Here is a 15591-nt window from a genome sequence, read left to right on the forward strand (position 1 = left end):
TCTGGAGTCGCGTCGCGGGGGCGTGCACATCTCATGTTCCCGGAGCGTCCCTTGCCGGGCGCCAGACATCCCCGGCAGTATTGTGCTACTGGAGGTTTGCGTGTCGGCTGACCAGGTCCATTTCTCGTCAACTGCCGAAGCGGCGGAGCGTCAGGGCTTTCCGGTTACAACGCATCCGCGCGTGCAGCGACCGCGCCGCCGTGGCGACGGATGGCTGTGGTTGACGCTTGCGGCGCTTATGCTTCTTGTGCTGGCGCTTGCCGGCGGTGCAGCATATGTCTACCGGTCGTATGAAGGGCGGATCTATCCAAATGTTTCGATCCAGGGCATTGCGGTTGGCGACATGACGCCGGATCAGGCTGAGGCGGCGCTGCGGGCGCGGTATGCCGCATTCCTTCGTCAACCTCTCATTATCACCTATGGCGACCGTCAGTGGACGCCAACCCTTGACGATCTGGGGATGACATTCGATTTTCGTGGCGCCGTCGATAGAGCGTACAATGCCGGGCGTGGCAATGGTCTGATCGGTGATGTGCAGGAAATCGCTGCGATCTGGCAGCACGGTCTTGAGATTCCGCTGCGCGTCTCATATGACGAAATGCGCGCCCAGGCGTATCTGGCGCACCTGGCGCGCGAGATTGAGCGCGCTCCTGCCGATGCTCAGGTGCGCCTTGATGGCGAGCAAGTCGCAACTGTCGGTTCGGTTATCGGACGTCAGGTGCTGGTGGATGCAACGCTGTCGCAGGTGTCACAGCAATTGCAGTCCCTGGCGCCGGCCACAATTCCGATCCAGACCCGTGAGTTGCCGCCTCGCCTCGATGATGCCGCAGTTGCGGCTGCACGATCGCGGATCGAGACGATACTTCAGGGTCCGTTGTCGCTGCGCGTTGGGAAACATGAGTACGAATGGACGGTCGATGAACTGGCGCAGATGATCGTCATCGAGCGCGTTCCTTCGGGTGAGGGCGACAGGGTTGTTGTAACGCTCGACCGAAGCGCGATTGAGCAGCGCCTTCGCCAAATTGCCGATGAAACGGAAAAACCCGGCACTCGCCCACGTGTGGCATGGAACAACGGTGATCTCAAGATCACCAAACCTGGCAAGCCAGGGCTTCGTCTCGATGAAGCGCGCGCCCGCGATATGGTGCTTGCTGCGCTGACCGGGCGCGACCGAACGCTTGATCTGCCGATGATCCCGACCGATCCGCCGGTGACGGAAGCGAATCTCCACCAACTGGGCATCCGTGAATTAGTGAGTGTTGGCAAGAGCGATTTCACCGGCTCAGCCGCCTATCGCGTGCATAACATCGGCGTTGGGATGCAATTGCTGAACGGGTTGCTGGTGGCGCCCGGCGAGGAATTTTCGTTCAATAAGAATATCGGGCAGATCAATGCTGCTAATGGGTTCGTTGAGGGCGCCGCGATCATTCAGAACCGGACGCAACAGGAGTTCGGCGGCGGTATTTGCCAGGACTCGACGACGCTGTTTCGCGCCGCTTTCTGGGCTGGATTGCCGATCACCGAGCGCTGGGGACATTCGTTCTATATCAGTTGGTACGATAAATATGCCCTCGGTCCGCGTGGCAATGGTCCTGGACTTGATGCGACGATCTTTACCGGCGGACCAGACTTGAAGTTTGTGAATGATACCGGTGCGTGGCTGCTCATTCAGGCATGGTCGGACCCAAAGACCGGTGTGGCGCAGATCGAGTTGTATGGCACAAAGCCCAATCGGACGGTCGATCTCACCCACAAAGTGTATGATCACACTCCCGCGCCCACGGAGCCGGTTTTTGTTGCGGACCCCAAAGTGCCGCAGGGGACGATCAAACATACCGATAAGGCGCGTGGTGGCATGACGATTGATGTGTACCGTCTGGTGATCGAGAATGGTGTGCCGCGCCCGCCTGAGTTGTTTCGCACTCGCTTCCGACCCTGGCCCAACATCTATACCTTGAACCCTGCTGACATTGGTCCAGACAGCAAGCCGCTCATTCCGTTTCCGTCCAACGAGCAACCGGCGCAACCTGCGCCGCCGGTCGAGCAACCTACTGAACCGCCGCCACCGCCAGGGGTTGAGCCGCAACCGGAGCAGAATTCCGGCGAACAACCACCGGCGAATGGATAGGCGCAATGGCGAGGCGTCTAGTCGGCGATCACCGCCCTCTGGCAGCGCATTACCGTGCGGCGCTGTCCATCCGGCGCCGCACCACTGCCCATCCCATGCGCTCAGACGGTGCGCTGACCGCAACGAGTTTTCCGTCGCGCCAGGCGGCGAGACCGGCGGCGATCAGCCAGGCGGCAGCGGTGTGCGCCCGCCGTCGTGCTGTGCTTTCTGCAAGCGGCGCCAGCCGGCGCAGCACGCCGGCAATGCCGTTGTAATCGATGCCGCCGCGTTCACGAATGGCGCGTAGAACCGATCGGGTCGGCTCCTGTTCGCGCAACAGACGGCGCAATGCGGTGCTCTGTGCAGAACGGTCATACTGGGCGAATGCTCGACCATAAGGCGTCAGCGGAACCGTCCCATCCGCCTCTGGCTCACCAACCAGGCCGAGCACACGTGCTGCCTGGGCATAGTACAGTCCCTGCCGCTGCCCCTTGGCGCCAAGGTAGGCGCCGATCGCCTCGTGCGTCGTGTGTCCGCGTATGATCGCCTCCGGCACTCGCGCCACATGCCACAACACATCTGCCTGGGGAATGTCGCTCGTTGCCAGTGTGTTCATCTCGTACCTGCATGAAGAGAACTGAGAACCAAGAACTGAGAACCAGATCGGGGTTAGGGGTCACAGGTCTGGAACGCCTTCCCACCCTGCAACCTTCCACCTGCAACGTTCAAGGGGTAACGGGCAACGCCCCGCAATGTTGCGGTGCAACGTCGCCGCCTTCATGCCTTCAACCTTCTTACCTCTTGTATACCACATCGGAACATGTGTGTCAAGATCCAATTGCATGCGACTTCGACTATAATGGCGTTATGCCCTCATTACTGGCCATCGATCTGGGATTGCGCACCGGCTTCGCGATCTATGGCGGCGATGGCAAACTGCGCCGCTATGGTTCGCACAATTTTGGCAGCGCTGCTCGCCTCCGTCGCGGCGTCCATGGCGTTCTGTCCGATCTAATGGACCTGGAGTGGGTCTATATCGAAGGGGGCGGACATCTGGCAGATATCTGGATGCGGGAAGCCGGGCGTCTCGGCATTGCCGTTCGCGTCGTCAGCGCCGAAACATGGCGGCGCGCGCTGCTCTACGAACGCGAGCAACGCAGTGGTGATCAGGCAAAACGTGTCGCCGACACGCTGGCACGGCAGGTGATCGCCTGGTCGGGTGCGCCGCGTCCTACGGCGCTCCGCCACGACACGGCAGAGGCGATCGTGCTCGGTCTGTGGGGCGTGCTGGATGTCGGGTGGCTAGGACGCCTGCCCAATGATCTGCGTCATTAGGAGCGTGCGGGAATGAAGCCATCCGCCGATCATCCCTGGCCTGTCGATCTCGGTGAGGCGCGTGTGATTCAGGAGCGGATACGCGCGCAGGTGATCACTTGCGATGCCTTCGGACCAATCCGCACCGTTGCCGGCGTCGATGCCGGGTATAGCGGCGACAGCGCGCTGGCAGCAGTTGTGGTGCTGGCATTTCCGTCGCTTCAGGCGCTCGATTATGCGGTTGCGCGCCGGCAGATCAGTTTTCCGTATGTTCCCGGTTACCTGTCGTTTCGTGAAGCGCCTGCCGTGCTCGATGCTCTGGCGAGTCTCCGCATTACGCCGGATCTGCTCATGTGCGACGGGCATGGTCTGGCGCATCCCCGGCGCTGCGGCATCGCCTGCCATCTCGGCGTCCTTACCGATCTGCCATCGATCGGGTGCGCCAAGTCGGTGCTGGTCGGCGCCCACGATCCGCTGCCCGATGTGCGCGGCGCCTGGACGCCGTTGCGGCATGATGATGAGATTGTGGGGGCGGCGCTTCGCACCCGCCCCGGCGTGCGCCCGGTGTATGTCTCCGTTGGTCACCGCGTCTCGCTGGAGACGGCGATACAGTTCGTGATGGCGTGTGTGACTCGCTACCGCCTGCCGGAGACGACCCGCGCCGCTGATGCATTGGCGTCTCAGGGGCGTATTCCTCGCTAACGAGAATGTCATTACGGGCCATATCGTTCTGTCATTCACAGGAGTGATGCGGTGGCTTCGCAGACGGGCTGTGTGACGGCTCGTTTTGCCTTCAGCAGAGCGGTGCTCATCATCTTTATCGGGAGTGTCACGCTGCCGCAGGCTCGGTGGAGCAAACGACGCATCATCGCAAACGTTCTATCAGATGCGCCAGGGTGCTCGAAGGCGCCGCATGCGCTGCGCCATGCCGCTTGCACTGCGATGTTGTTTGCCGGGGAAGATCACAGCGTGTTCATCGACAGCCTCTAGCATGCGATACACGAAGGACGAAAGCGTCACTTCCGGGATGGGCATACTGCGAGGATACCATGCGCGATCAATGGGAACATGCTTCAGACCATGCCACGCCGGACGAACGGCATGTACTGATTGACCATGTTGACATCCTCGATCCTGAAGCGACCGCCGAAGAAGTAACCCCCCAGGATCTTCTGGCGCTGCTGGTAGCACACTTCGAGGAATCGCTGATCCGAAAAGAACACGAACTGATTGCGCTCCGCCGCAGCCTGGAAGATGTGGAACGCAACGCAGCCGAAAGACAGCACGCACTTCAACAGGAACTGGAAACCGCCAACCAGGTCAACCGCATCCTCGAACGCGAGAATAAGCGGTTGATGGCTGAGATCGAAGCGCGCCGCGATCACACGGTGCGACAACTCGATCAACAAGAGACCGCCTGGCGCATTCAGGAACTGGAACGCGAGAATCGTCGCCTGATGGACACGATTGAAGCCCTGCGCCGCCAGACATCCCTCCCTCACTCTTCCGGCGTCGATGTTCCTCCAGAGAGCGTTGCGCCCCGGCAGGAGTCCGGTTCGGCGGTCTCGTCCTGTTCATCGCTCGATACCGATGACACCCTGCTCGAGACCTTGCTGATGCGCGACCCTACGCCTTTGTCTTCGGAACCGCCCCGCGCAGTATCGCCAGCGCGTCGTTTTCGTAAACGCGCCGGTGCATTGTAGTTGGTTCACGATTCGTTTTTACCGGGTTGCAACAAAGTAGTACTAAGGTCACGTTGTGACTCGCCGGGAACGGGTGCTATGCTACCATTGCGATGTCCTTGTCGGAGGGCATCCGATCAAGGTTCCCCGGAGACGCTTATGCAATTCGAGTCGTCGTCCAATGGTCTTCCGTCCTATCTCCAGTCGCTGACCCCAGACCAGATGAGCCTGATTGCCAATGCACTGCTCGATATGCAGCGCGCGCTCAATCATCAGACGATACTCATCGCGCAACTCCAGGACGAACTGGCAGAAATGCGACGGCACAACGACTGGTACCACACACAGTTCGCGCAGATGTTTCGGGTTGTGGCGCGCGATGTACGTGAGTTGCGCGCAACGCTGATCTGTTCTCTGCTCGAAGAAGGACCGATTACTGCCGATCATCTGATGACTCTGCTGCGTCAGACCCCCAACGACGAACTGGCGGACAGGATCAAATCGGGTTCCTTCGGCAGGCAGGCGAATTAGGGGTTGGGAGGTTCAGACGGAGTGTGGGGGGCGCCGGTGCGCTTTGCCTGTGCGGCTTCGCGTTGCTGCCAGAGTTGTTCGACGCGCTGATGCAACCGCAGTAATGCCTCACGCTTTTCGTATGGCAACTCCGTCCCTGATCGGACCAGACGACGCACAACATTCGCTTTCTCGCGGGGATCGACGTCTTGCGTCATAACGCTCCTCTCTGGATACTTACCTGATGGTCAGGTCTGGCGGCAGTTCGAACGTGACTTCGTCGCCGGGTCGAATACCGCGTGCTGCAAACCATCCCTGATTCACTTCGAGCGCATAGAATGCCGCTCCACGAGGAGTGTGCTGTGTTGTCTCATCGAATGGTTGCATATCTTCGATATTGAGAATGCGTCGTTCCTGGCTGATGAACGCAATCGAAAGCGGAATGCGCGTATTGCGCATCCAGAATGCGCCGGTATAGGGACCGGCAAAGACGAACAGCATGCCGCGATGTTCGGGTAGGATGTCACGAAACATCAACCCGACGCTCCGCTTCTCCGGCGTGGCGACCACCTCAGCCTCCAGTCGGTGCTCGCCAATGATAATCTCGATAATTGCATCAGGAACGACGATTGCTTCCGGCGCGCCTGCCCCCCCAACTGTCGGCGCAACAACCACAATCGCCGGCGCCGGATATGCCGCTTCTGGCGCCGGGTATGGTCCTGAGTCGGTGGCGCCAACCGGTGGCGCCGGAGAGGGCGCGCCGTTTGCCAATGACGGCGCACCCGTTGGATTCGGCGCCGGCTCACCAACGGGCGCCTGGCTGCACGCTGCCGCGATGAGCAGCGCCAGAACGAACCAGATCGCCGGTGCTGCGCGCATATATGTTTGAACCCGACGTCGGCGACCCATGGATGCTACTCTCCCGCAGCGCGCGCATATTCGAGCGCTGCGCCGCCGGTGACGATTCGCGCCAGGCGCAGCAGGTCGCGGAACTCGGTGTGAAATGCTTCGACGATGGTGTCCGGATCGGGGACCAGGCCGGCATCGACTGCAATGCCGATCAACACGTCGCCGGCATAACTGAAGATACTGACTCCCAGACCCAGGCGCCCCGCCTGCGGCACCCAGAACATAATCTGGCGGATCGGGCTGCCTGCCAGATAGATCCGCTGCCGTGGACCGGGAACGTTCGTCATCACAGCGGTCGCCTTGCTGCCGAAGATATCGACGACCAGTTCCGCCATTTGTTGTGGCATCACGCCAATCGTGTTGAGAATGCCAAAAGCGATGGCGGCTTCGGGCGAACCCTTGATGCTCTCCATCCGACGCTTCAGTTCCAGCAGGCGATCAAACGGGTCTTCGATCCCCACCGGTAAATCAAGGAACACCAGACTGAAATGATTCCCAAGCCTGGTGATCGGTCCTGGCGGACGGAGATTGACCGGCACGACAGCACGGATATTGAGACCATCCACGATGGCGCCGCGGCTCACCAGATAGCGCCGTAGCGCCCCGGCAACCGCATTCAGCAGCACGTCGTTGATCGTGCAGCGAAACATACTCCCAACACGCCGGACCTCATCGAGCGGGATCGGGTCCGACCAGGCGGCCCGTTTCTGGACGCCGAGCGTCCCTTTGAACAGCGTCGGCGGATCGGCGGGCATAAAGAGCAGTTTATTCAGCGCCTGCACACCGCTGACCCCGGTACGCGCTGCATCGATCACACGGGTGGGGTCTTCCAGCAATTCGCGGCTTTCGTTGACCAGCGCCCCAACGCTCGTCAGCGCATTGCTCAACGACCGAACAACCGGCAACAGGAATGCTTCAACAGGATTGTTGTTGCGCTCTCCATGCCCGATGCCAACGGCAGGCGGAACATCGCGTTGTTCGTCGGTCAGGGAGAGAAGCACCTGCACCAGTGCGATACCGTCGGCAATCGCGTGGTGCAAGCGGCAGAGGGCGGCGCTGCCGCCGTTATAATTCTCAACGATATGAAAGTGCCACAACGGTTTGCTGAAATCGAGCGGCGTGCTCATCAGATCGCTGACCAACGCCTGCAACTCGCGTTTGCCTCCCGGCGCAGGCAGTGCAATCCGGTGAATATGCGCGTGAAGGTTAAAGTACGGGTCGATCTCCCATTCTGGCAGTGCATTGGGCGAACGCCCCGGTTTGACCCGCATCCGAAAACGATCAAACACCAGCAGGCGCTCTTCGATGACCCGATAGAGCCGCGCAACGTCAAGCGGCTCATCGAACATCAGCACGCCGGTGATCATCATAAGGTTGGTAGGATCTTCCATCCGCAGCCACGCGGTGTCGGCGCTGGAAAATGCCTCGGTTCGTCGCGCTGCCATAGTTTGCTCTGCTCGCAGGTCGCTTCATATCGGCGGATCGACGTGCGACGCGGCGGCATGCGTCGCTGCTGCACTATCCTACACTGAGGCGGGCGCGGTGTCAACGATGCAGGGTCGTGCAACTTCGTCTTTCTTTACAATGGGCAGGCGGTGATCTATAATTCGCAAATATACGAACTGTTCATCGGTGATAGCCGCAGGCGGCGTAGGCACAAGTACAAGGCAGATAAACCCTGCACGGAGATAAGGTACGCTATGGATATTCATGAATTAGTTATCGAGATGAAGATCCTAGAGCGTCGCCTGACTCTTTACGAGGAAAAGTATGGCGTGCTCAGCGCGGATTTTTATACTGCTCTGACAGCAGGTCGGCTCGCTCGCTACGATGATTATGACGAGACCCGCGCTGATTTCAGTCGATGGAAAGGCATTTATGAAACGTGGTTGCGCCGCAAGCGCGCTTATGACGCACAACTGATGCAGCGCGACGTTGTCGATTCTTTACGAATTCAGCCAGCCTACTAATGACGATTTCTTCAGCCCTTGAGTCACTGGATGCTTATAGTCAGTTCGTAGCGGAGACGCTTAATCAAGTGTGGAACGCTCTACGGTGGTTGTCTGGTCCAACAGTCGCTATACAGGCGTTGCTGAGGGCGCAGACTCATTGCTGCATATGGCTATGAAGGGTACCGAGCCAATGAAAAGCTCGATTGGTACGATGACTTTCCTCATCCCCAGGATTCAACCTTAGCGACTACCTTTCCGCACCATAAGCACGTACCACCTGATATCAAGCATCATCGCATCCCAGCGCCCAATATAAGCTTTGAGCGTCCCAATCTGCCATGCTCATTGCAGAGATTGAAGCGCTGCCGCTCGACATTGATTCGCGTGGCGAGTAATACGTGCCTGTCAATGGATCGAGGGTGATGGTGTTCCCCTCGATCCCCCCATGGAAGTCCGCTGTCTACTTGATGAACTGATTGGTAAATGCCTTCGTTACGTCCACATCGGTCGCCAGCAGACCGCTCTCACGCAGGAAGACGTAGGTTTCGCGCCAGTTCGTTTCATCGCAGAACCCCAGCCCCTCGGTCTTCGTTTTGTCGCTCTGCCAGTAGTCGAGCGTCGCCTGGAGCACGGCGCGCTGAAGGTCCTGCGTCGATTGATCGGCGCCCTTGAGTTCGGGGATGTAATCGAGAGCAGTGGTGAATGCAGCGTCAGGGTCGGCGATCACATCCGCCATGCCACGCAGGGTTGCCCGCACGAACTTGCGCACCACGTCGGGATCGCCGGCAACGAGTTGCTCACCGGTAATCAGCCCGTCGGATGCCAGCGGGAAATAATCGGCGATACGGATGACATTCACCGGAATGCCCTGCCGCTCCAGTTGAATCGGCTCGTTGTTGCCGTACCCGGTTGCAACCGTCACTTTCCCCTCGGTGATCGCCGCCACCTGCGTGAAACCGATCTCTTGAACGTTGACCGCTTCTCGCGGGATGTTCTCAGCGTAGAGCAACGCCAGCAAACCGATCCAGCTGGCGCCGAAGCGCCCTGGAATGCCAACCGTCACCCCGTCGCGCGTCAGGTCCTTTGGCGTAGTGATGTTCGCTTCCGCTTTGCTGAAAAGCACCGTCGGGAAGCGCTGGCTATTCGTCATCACTGTGACAATCGGCAAACCTTGCGAACGCGCCAGCAGCACCGAATCGCCCGACGCCAGCGCGAACTGCAATGTTCCCTGCGCCACGCGCTGCACCACATCGGTCTCAAAATTGTAATCGAAGGCGACGTCCAATCCTTCGGCTTCATAGTACCCTTTCGCATCCGCCAGGTAGAAATGGGCGAATTGCACATTCGGAATATACGGGAATCCCATCACTATTGGGCGCAGGGTCGCCGATTCGGTTGGCGGCGGCGCAGCGGCCGGCATAGTCGGCGTTGCGGCTGGCGTTGCACCGCATCCAGCCGCCGCCAGTGCAACTATGATCATCAGTATGATAACCAGGCGATGCATCATTATGCCTCCCAGGTAATCAACAGGCGTTCGAGCAACAGAGCGATCAGAAACAGGATCAGCGTGATACCGGCCAGGACGGTCAATGCCACGAACATGAGCGGCGTATCGAACAACCCGCGTGCAATGTTGATCAGCGCGCCTAGCCCATCGCGCCCACCGACGAACTCGCCGACGACCGCGCCGGTCGTTGCCAGCGCCAATCCGGCTTTGACGCCGCCAAAGATGCCTGGCAGCGCCAGCGGCAGTTCCACGGAACGCAACAGATGCCAGCGATTCGCACCGCTGATCCGCGCCATGTCGATCAACTCACGCGGGACGCTGCGGAACGCAACGATAGTCGCGCTCAGGATCGGAAAGAACGTCACGAGCGTTGCCACCAGCACACGCGACTCAAGCCCTACACCGACCCATAGAACGATCAGTGGCGCGACTGCCACAATCGGCACCGCCTGACTGGCAGCGAGCAGCGGGGTCAGCGCACGGTCGAAGGCGCGCACCTGCGCCAGCGCGTAGCCAAGCGACAGGCTGATCGCCAGCGCGATGCCGAATCCGCTCAGAGCGGCGGACATGGTGACCGCGATGTGGCGCGGCAATGTTTCGCCCGCCAGTTCTGTCGCCAGGCGTTGGAACACCAGCGTCGGCGCAGGAAGGATGAACGGCGGATAGTTGCGTACCGTCACCAACGCTTGCCAGCCGATCAACAACGCGATCAGCGCCAGCGTCAAGTTCAACCAGACGGGGATGCGCAACGACCATCGACGTGCAGCCCCACGGTATAAGGGGATTGCTCGATCAGATCGAAGCGGCAAGTGCTGTTCATTGACCATAACACACCTCGCACCTCATGCGAGGCAGGGGGAAGGGGAGAAGAAGACAGGAGCAGGCTGCCGCACGCAGACCAGCGCCTGCGCTAGCAACAGGCTGGCCATGCGAAACAAAAACCCGAAGCCATACGGCTTCGGGGCATTATTGCAGCGAACAGGACGTGTGCGCCTTGCGCAACGCCTGATGCTTGCCTTCCTCATGATCCAGCAGGCGCGCGCATGCCACCCGGATCAGTGGAAGGCAACCATGCTCGCCGATCTTCTCCCATCCGGACTGTAACCGTCGGCGCCGGCTTCGCACCGGTCTCCTGCCTTGCGGCTCGCGGGCTGGTGCAGCATCCTGCACATCACCGCCGATCGGGAATTTCACCCTGCCCCGAAGATCGTAGCAATAGCATAGCAGTATCGATGACCGTTGTCAAGAAATCTTGAGGAAACGTTTCACAACCAGCGTGTACGACCGGTGTTTCAGGCATGCGCGGCGCGCTGCTGATACAGGCTTGTCAACGCCGCGCCAATGGCTTGCGACAGGTCGCCGAGTGCTGCCGGAACGATGGTCAAGAAACCGCGTTGCGGCGCCCAGAGATAGGTATCGGCGGTTTCCCGCACGATTCGCAGGTAGCGTTCACGAAACTCCGCCGTCGTCGCTTCGGGGTCCATCAAACCGCCGCCGACCACGACATACTGCATATCGAGCGCCATTGCCAGGGTCGCCACGAGCAACCCCAGCGCGCGCGCCTGAAAATCGAAAATCTCCAGCGCCAGTGGATCGCCGTGCTGCGCCAGCCCGCGCAAACGAAATGCGCGCTCGCGCATGCTGAGCGTCGAGGTCGTCAGTTCGTGATCCGGGTAGCGCGGCAACCGCTCTTCCAGAAGATAGGGGAGACCGGAGAGGGTCGTATACACCTCGAAGCATCCCCATGTCCGTCCGCAGCCGCAGGGATAGGGTCGGGCTTCCAGCAGGTGCAGCGGCGCCGGCATGTGCCCGCCTTCCATACCATTGAGCGAGTCGCCATCGAGCGGGAGACCATCACGCCCGACATAGGCGCATCCCAAACCGGTGCCCGGCGCCAGCAGAACAACGGTTGCACTGCTGTTCCCGCGCACATGTTGCGCTTCGGCGACACCGCCCATATTGCCGTCGTTGCCGAACGCCAGCGGGATCGGGCGACCGGCGCGTTCCGCCAGGGCGGCGCTGAAAGCGCCATACAGATCGAACCCGGCAAAACTCTCCGGCAGGTTTGGCGAACGCCCAAGAATGCCGAACCGCTCATACGGACCGGGAATGGCAAGACCAACGCCGCGCACCTGATCCCATGCCAGCCCATGCTGGGCAAGATAATCGGTGATAGCCGCAACCCATCCGTGCACGACCGCCATTGGTCCGTTGATCGAGCCGGTTGGTCGCTGCAACAATCGCGTGGAGATAATGGTTCCATCGTCCCAAACGCCACCGATCTTTGAGGTCGTGGCGCCGCCGTCGGCGCCAATGTAGACATACCGTTTTGCACTCATCGTAAACCCGGCTTTCCTGTGGATCGCTGAACAACAGGTTGCACCATTGTAGTCGGTCATGAGAAGATGTCAAAACCAGAGCGGCATGCTATACTTGAGCCGGTATGGTTCTGCGCGGGTGGAGGGTGTCTATTGAATGCCCACTGTCCATTCTGTGACGCTACAGTCATGCCGCGATCGCGGTTTTGCCCGACGTGTGGGCAAGCGTTGCCGCAGGCGGCGCTGCCTTTCTCCGCAGCGCCGCTGCTGGATGTGAGCGATCCGCCTGTTGAAGGCGTGCTGACGAACGGCAAACGGTTCCATGTCAGCAGTGATGCGCTCGACCTGCGTGAACTGCTCCATGTGGTAGAATCGAGCGTGCAGTGGTGGCAGCGCGGGTTGACGAGCAGCAATGCCGTCACCCGCGAGCAGGCGGCGCGCGCGATTGATGACCTGTCGCAGATCATGCATAGCCTCTCGCAGCAACTGGCACAAGGGCGCACCACCATCCGCGTAACCAGAAGGTTGCCTGTGCTGCGCGCATTCGATGTCGCCTGCCCATCGTGCGGTTGCGGTAATCGGGCTGGCGCGCGTTTCTGCCAGCGATGCGGCGCATTGCTGCAAGCCGCGCCGCGCTACGGAGTCGGATCTGTGCAATCACGCCTTCTCTCGTTCCAGATCGTCGCACGCACCGATACGGGCCGGGTGCGCCAGCAGAATCAGGATGCAGTGTACGCGGGCGAGATCGATCTGCCTGGTCAGAAAAAGGCGTACCTTTGCCTGGTCGCTGACGGGATGGGTGGGGCGGCGGCGGGGGAGTACGCCAGTCGGCTGGCAGCCGATGTCAGTCGCACCTATCTTGAACGGGAGTCAGCCAGCCACCCGCCGCCCACCGATGACGCCTGGCAGACATTGTTGCGCGACGCGGTGCGCGCTGCCAATCGTCGGATTTATGATGCAGCGCATGCCGATAGCGCGCGCCGCGGAATGGGCACGACGCTCACGATTGCCCTGCTCGTCGGTGATCGGTTGCATATCGCATCGGTCGGCGATTCGCGCGCATATCTGCTGAACCTGCACGGCGTCACCGATGATGGGGCGCCATCCGCGCAGTTGACGTCTGATCACAGTCTGGTGGCGCGCCTGGTTGATATCGGTCAATTGACGCCCGAACAGGCGCGCACCCATCCACAACGCAACATTCTGTACCGTTCTATCGGAACCGATCCGTCCGTTGATGTCGATACCCGCTCCGAAGCGCTCGAGCCGGGAGACATCGTGCTGCTCTGTTCCGATGGACTGGTTAACCATGTCAGTGATGAGGAAATTGCGCAGATTGCTCTGGGTGAATCGGACCTTGAGCGCGCGGCAACCCGCCTGATCAGCCTGGCGAATGAGCGTGGCGGACGAGACAATATCAGTGTCGTGATGGTGCGTGTCGCGAGCGATACAGGATAACGCGGCAATCGTCTTATGATGAGCATATCGTAATGTGCCTATGCCTCGTGTTTGCCAGTCGTGCGGCGCACTCAACCGTGACAATGCCCGCTATTGTCTCCGCTGCGCACAACCGCTCGCCGTCGAACGCTCGTCGACCGACGATACCGACTGGCTGGCAGCGCAATTGCTCGGTGTTTCCCCAGACCCTCCATCGGATGTCTCAGCCGCCTCCGAACAATCTGCGCCGCCCCGTGAGATGCTGGCGGTCTTTCCATCGGTTGCCGCGCCGCTCATGAGGCTGGATAAGGAGTCTGCCATGGACGCCCCGCCTGCTGTGCCAGGAACGTCGTCACTGTTTGCCGGTCGTTATGAAATCGTTGCCGTATCCGACACGATGGTCGAAGCGCTTGACCGCCAGCCATGGCGGCGTTGCTGGTCGTGTGGAACGACCGTCAATGAGCCGGGTGAAGCATTCTGCACCCAGTGCGGTGCGGCGCTCGACGGTCGTCGCTACCGTGGGCAGATCACAACCGGAGCGCCGACCGGTCTGGCGCTGGTGGCACAGATCACCGACCCCGCCACGCTCGCCTTCCTGCCGCCAATCTGGGATCAGGTGAGCGATGGCGATCGGACGTTGACGCTCATTCCGGCGACGCCGCAGACGTCGCTCACCCTTCCGCTCAGTGAGATCGAAGCATTCGTTATTGGGCGCGATCTGGCGCGCCTGATGACGTTGCTGCACGATCAGGGTTTCGTGCTGGGCGCTATCGAACCGGACGATCTGGAGATTGCGCCAACCCACGCAACGCGCCTGCGGAATGCGCGTGGTCTGCGCCGCGCCGAAGGAGAACCCGCCACGACCGATCTGCTCCATCTGGCGACGCTGCTCGAAGCGCTGACGGCGACGCCGCGCACCACCCGACGGCTCGATGAGGAAGAGATAACCCTGAATGCCGCACCGACCATCGCCGATATACTGCGTGAGATACGTACTGGTCGCCTGACCGATCCCGCTGAACTGGCACAACGGCTCGATCTTATCATTGCGTACCACACAGCGCCGAGTCCGCTGCGAGTCCGGTTCGGCGCCGCCACCGATACCGGACGGGTGCGCGACCTGAACGAAGACAGTCTGCTGGCGCTCGATCTGCGCCTGATCCGTCACAACCAACCGCGTTCGTGGAGCCTGTTCATCGTCGCCGATGGGATGGGAGGGCACAGTGCAGGAGAGGTGGCGTCGGACCTGGCATTGCGCGGCGCACTGGAGATTGTGCAACGCGAATATCTGGCGCCAACGGTCGATGCCGATGCACCGGATAAGGAGGAAACGCTCCGTGATGTCGTGCGGCGCGCGGTGCTCCAGGCGAATGAGTACGTGATGCGCGAAGCGCGCAATCGCGGCAACGATATGGGTACAACCATCACCCTGGCGCTGGTTGCCGGTGATCGCGCGGTTATTGGCAACGTTGGCGATAGTCGAACGTATCTGTTACGGGAAGGAAAACTCCGGCGCGTCAGCCGTGACCATTCGCTGGTGCAGCGGCTGGTCGATCTCGGGCAGATCACGCCCGACGAGGTGTACACTCACCCGCAGCGCAATGCGGTGCTTCGTTCGCTGGGAGACAAATCCAATGTCGATAGTGATATCTTTGTCGAACGGTTGCGTCCAGGCGATGCGCTGCTGCTGGCAAGCGACGGGTTGTGGGAAATGGTGCGCGACGAGCGGATGGCGGACATTATTGCCGCGAATCCCGATCCGCAGGCGGCGTGCAAAGCGCTGATCGATGCCGCCAATGCCGCTGGCGGCGACGATAATATCACTGTTATTCTGGCACTCTTCGAGTCGTACTGA

18 protein-coding genes and 1 riboswitch are annotated in these 15591 nt (G+C 60.5%); of the genes, 10 read left to right on the top strand and 8 right to left on the bottom strand.

Going from position 1 to position 15591, the window contains the following annotated elements:
* The first annotated feature begins 100 nt into the window (after window positions 1-100).
* A complete protein-coding gene (locus tag RCAS_RS12265) occupies window positions 101-2128 on the top strand; it encodes a VanW family protein (protein ID WP_012120885.1) in 2028 nt (675 codons plus the stop codon).
* Between the two features lie 49 nt (window positions 2129-2177).
* Here RCAS_RS12265 and RCAS_RS12270 read toward each other — a convergent pair whose 3' ends face one another.
* On the bottom strand, window positions 2178-2723 hold the full coding sequence (locus RCAS_RS12270) for a DUF7226 domain-containing protein (protein WP_012120886.1): 546 nt from the start codon (window positions 2721-2723) through the stop codon (window positions 2178-2180).
* Between the two features lie 251 nt (window positions 2724-2974).
* Here RCAS_RS12270 and RCAS_RS12275 point away from each other — a divergent pair, with 251 nt between their 5' ends.
* Together RCAS_RS12275 and nfi are read left to right on the top strand one after the other, a co-directional pair.
* A complete protein-coding gene (locus tag RCAS_RS12275; protein WP_012120887.1) occupies window positions 2975-3442 on the top strand; it encodes a hypothetical protein in 468 nt (155 codons plus the stop codon).
* 12 nt (window positions 3443-3454) lie between these two features.
* A complete protein-coding gene (nfi, locus tag RCAS_RS12280) occupies window positions 3455-4123 on the top strand; it encodes a deoxyribonuclease V (RefSeq protein ID WP_012120888.1) in 669 nt (222 codons plus the stop codon).
* A 180-nt stretch (window positions 4124-4303) separates the two neighbouring features.
* On the opposite strand, the gene RCAS_RS25185 is transcribed toward nfi, so the two are convergent.
* Window positions 4304-4456 carry a hypothetical protein gene (locus RCAS_RS25185; RefSeq protein WP_157042637.1) on the bottom strand — a complete coding sequence of 51 codons (153 nt, stop codon included), beginning with the start codon at window positions 4454-4456 and terminating at the stop codon, window positions 4304-4306.
* A 14-nt stretch (window positions 4457-4470) separates the two neighbouring features.
* Here RCAS_RS25185 and RCAS_RS12290 point away from each other — a divergent pair, with 14 nt between their 5' ends.
* Window positions 4471-5124, top strand: a complete 654-nt coding sequence (locus RCAS_RS12290; protein WP_012120889.1) for a hypothetical protein — start codon at window positions 4471-4473, stop codon at window positions 5122-5124.
* Window positions 5125-5262: 138 nt separating this feature from the next.
* Entirely contained in the window at window positions 5263-5634 is a 372-nt protein-coding gene (locus RCAS_RS12295; protein WP_041330707.1) for a hypothetical protein, read from the top strand.
* Here the strand turns inward: RCAS_RS12295 and RCAS_RS12300 are convergent.
* From RCAS_RS12300 to RCAS_RS12310, 3 genes are read right to left on the bottom strand one after another with little or no spacing between them, the layout of a single operon-like run.
* Complete coding sequence (locus RCAS_RS12300) at window positions 5631-5831, bottom strand: hypothetical protein (RefSeq protein WP_041330709.1); 201 nt, start codon at window positions 5829-5831, stop codon at window positions 5631-5633. The two genes, RCAS_RS12295 and RCAS_RS12300, sit on opposite strands and share 4 nt — an antisense overlap.
* Before the next feature lie 19 nt (window positions 5832-5850).
* On the bottom strand, window positions 5851-6522 hold the full coding sequence (locus RCAS_RS25995) for a DUF192 domain-containing protein (protein ID WP_012120891.1): 672 nt from the start codon (window positions 6520-6522) through the stop codon (window positions 5851-5853).
* Between the two features lie 5 nt (window positions 6523-6527).
* Window positions 6528-7967, bottom strand: coding sequence for a WS/DGAT/MGAT family O-acyltransferase (locus RCAS_RS12310; protein WP_012120892.1), 1440 nt, complete (start codon window positions 7965-7967; stop codon window positions 6528-6530).
* 255 nt (window positions 7968-8222) lie between these two features.
* Between RCAS_RS12310 and RCAS_RS12315 the strand changes: the two genes are divergently transcribed.
* Complete coding sequence (locus tag RCAS_RS12315; protein ID WP_041330711.1) at window positions 8223-8492, top strand: hypothetical protein; 270 nt, start codon at window positions 8223-8225, stop codon at window positions 8490-8492.
* Between the two features lie 138 nt (window positions 8493-8630).
* Entirely contained in the window at window positions 8631-8897 is a 267-nt protein-coding gene (locus RCAS_RS26515) for a toxin-antitoxin system TumE family protein (RefSeq protein WP_374711164.1), read from the top strand.
* A gap of 37 nt (window positions 8898-8934) precedes the next feature.
* Here the strand turns inward: RCAS_RS26515 and RCAS_RS12320 are convergent, their stop codons facing one another.
* Together RCAS_RS12320 and RCAS_RS12325 are read right to left on the bottom strand one after the other, a co-directional pair.
* Window positions 8935-9981, bottom strand: coding sequence for an ABC transporter substrate-binding protein (locus RCAS_RS12320; protein WP_012120894.1), 1047 nt, complete (start codon window positions 9979-9981; stop codon window positions 8935-8937).
* A complete protein-coding gene (locus RCAS_RS12325) occupies window positions 9981-10808 on the bottom strand; it encodes an ABC transporter permease (RefSeq protein ID WP_012120895.1) in 828 nt (275 codons plus the stop codon). Before RCAS_RS12325 ends, RCAS_RS12320 begins: the two co-directional genes overlap by 1 nt.
* Before the next feature lie 100 nt (window positions 10809-10908).
* Here RCAS_RS12325 and RCAS_RS25195 point away from each other — a divergent pair, with 100 nt between their 5' ends.
* Entirely contained in the window at window positions 10909-11085 is a 177-nt protein-coding gene (locus RCAS_RS25195; RefSeq protein WP_157042638.1) for a hypothetical protein, read from the top strand.
* A riboswitch (FMN riboswitch) is annotated at window positions 11059-11193 on the bottom strand. Its footprint overlaps the gene before it by 27 nt.
* Before the next feature lie 80 nt (window positions 11194-11273).
* Here the strand turns inward: RCAS_RS25195 and RCAS_RS12330 are convergent.
* Window positions 11274-12320, bottom strand: coding sequence for an ROK family protein (locus tag RCAS_RS12330; RefSeq protein WP_012120896.1), 1047 nt, complete (start codon window positions 12318-12320; stop codon window positions 11274-11276).
* A gap of 168 nt (window positions 12321-12488) precedes the next feature.
* On the opposite strand from RCAS_RS12330, the gene RCAS_RS23345 reads away from it, so the two are divergent.
* Window positions 12489-13757 (top strand): Stp1/IreP family PP2C-type Ser/Thr phosphatase, encoded by a 1269-nt coding sequence (locus tag RCAS_RS23345; RefSeq protein ID WP_012120897.1) that lies wholly within the window; start codon window positions 12489-12491, stop codon window positions 13755-13757.
* A 40-nt stretch (window positions 13758-13797) separates the two neighbouring features.
* The gene (locus RCAS_RS12340) at window positions 13798-15591 is read left to right on the top strand and encodes a Stp1/IreP family PP2C-type Ser/Thr phosphatase (RefSeq protein ID WP_012120898.1); all 1794 of its coding nucleotides are present in this window, start codon (window positions 13798-13800) and stop codon (window positions 15589-15591) included.

It is taken from the genome of Roseiflexus castenholzii DSM 13941 (genome assembly GCF_000017805.1).
Classification (GTDB): Bacteria; Chloroflexota; Chloroflexia; order Chloroflexales; family Roseiflexaceae; genus Roseiflexus; species Roseiflexus castenholzii.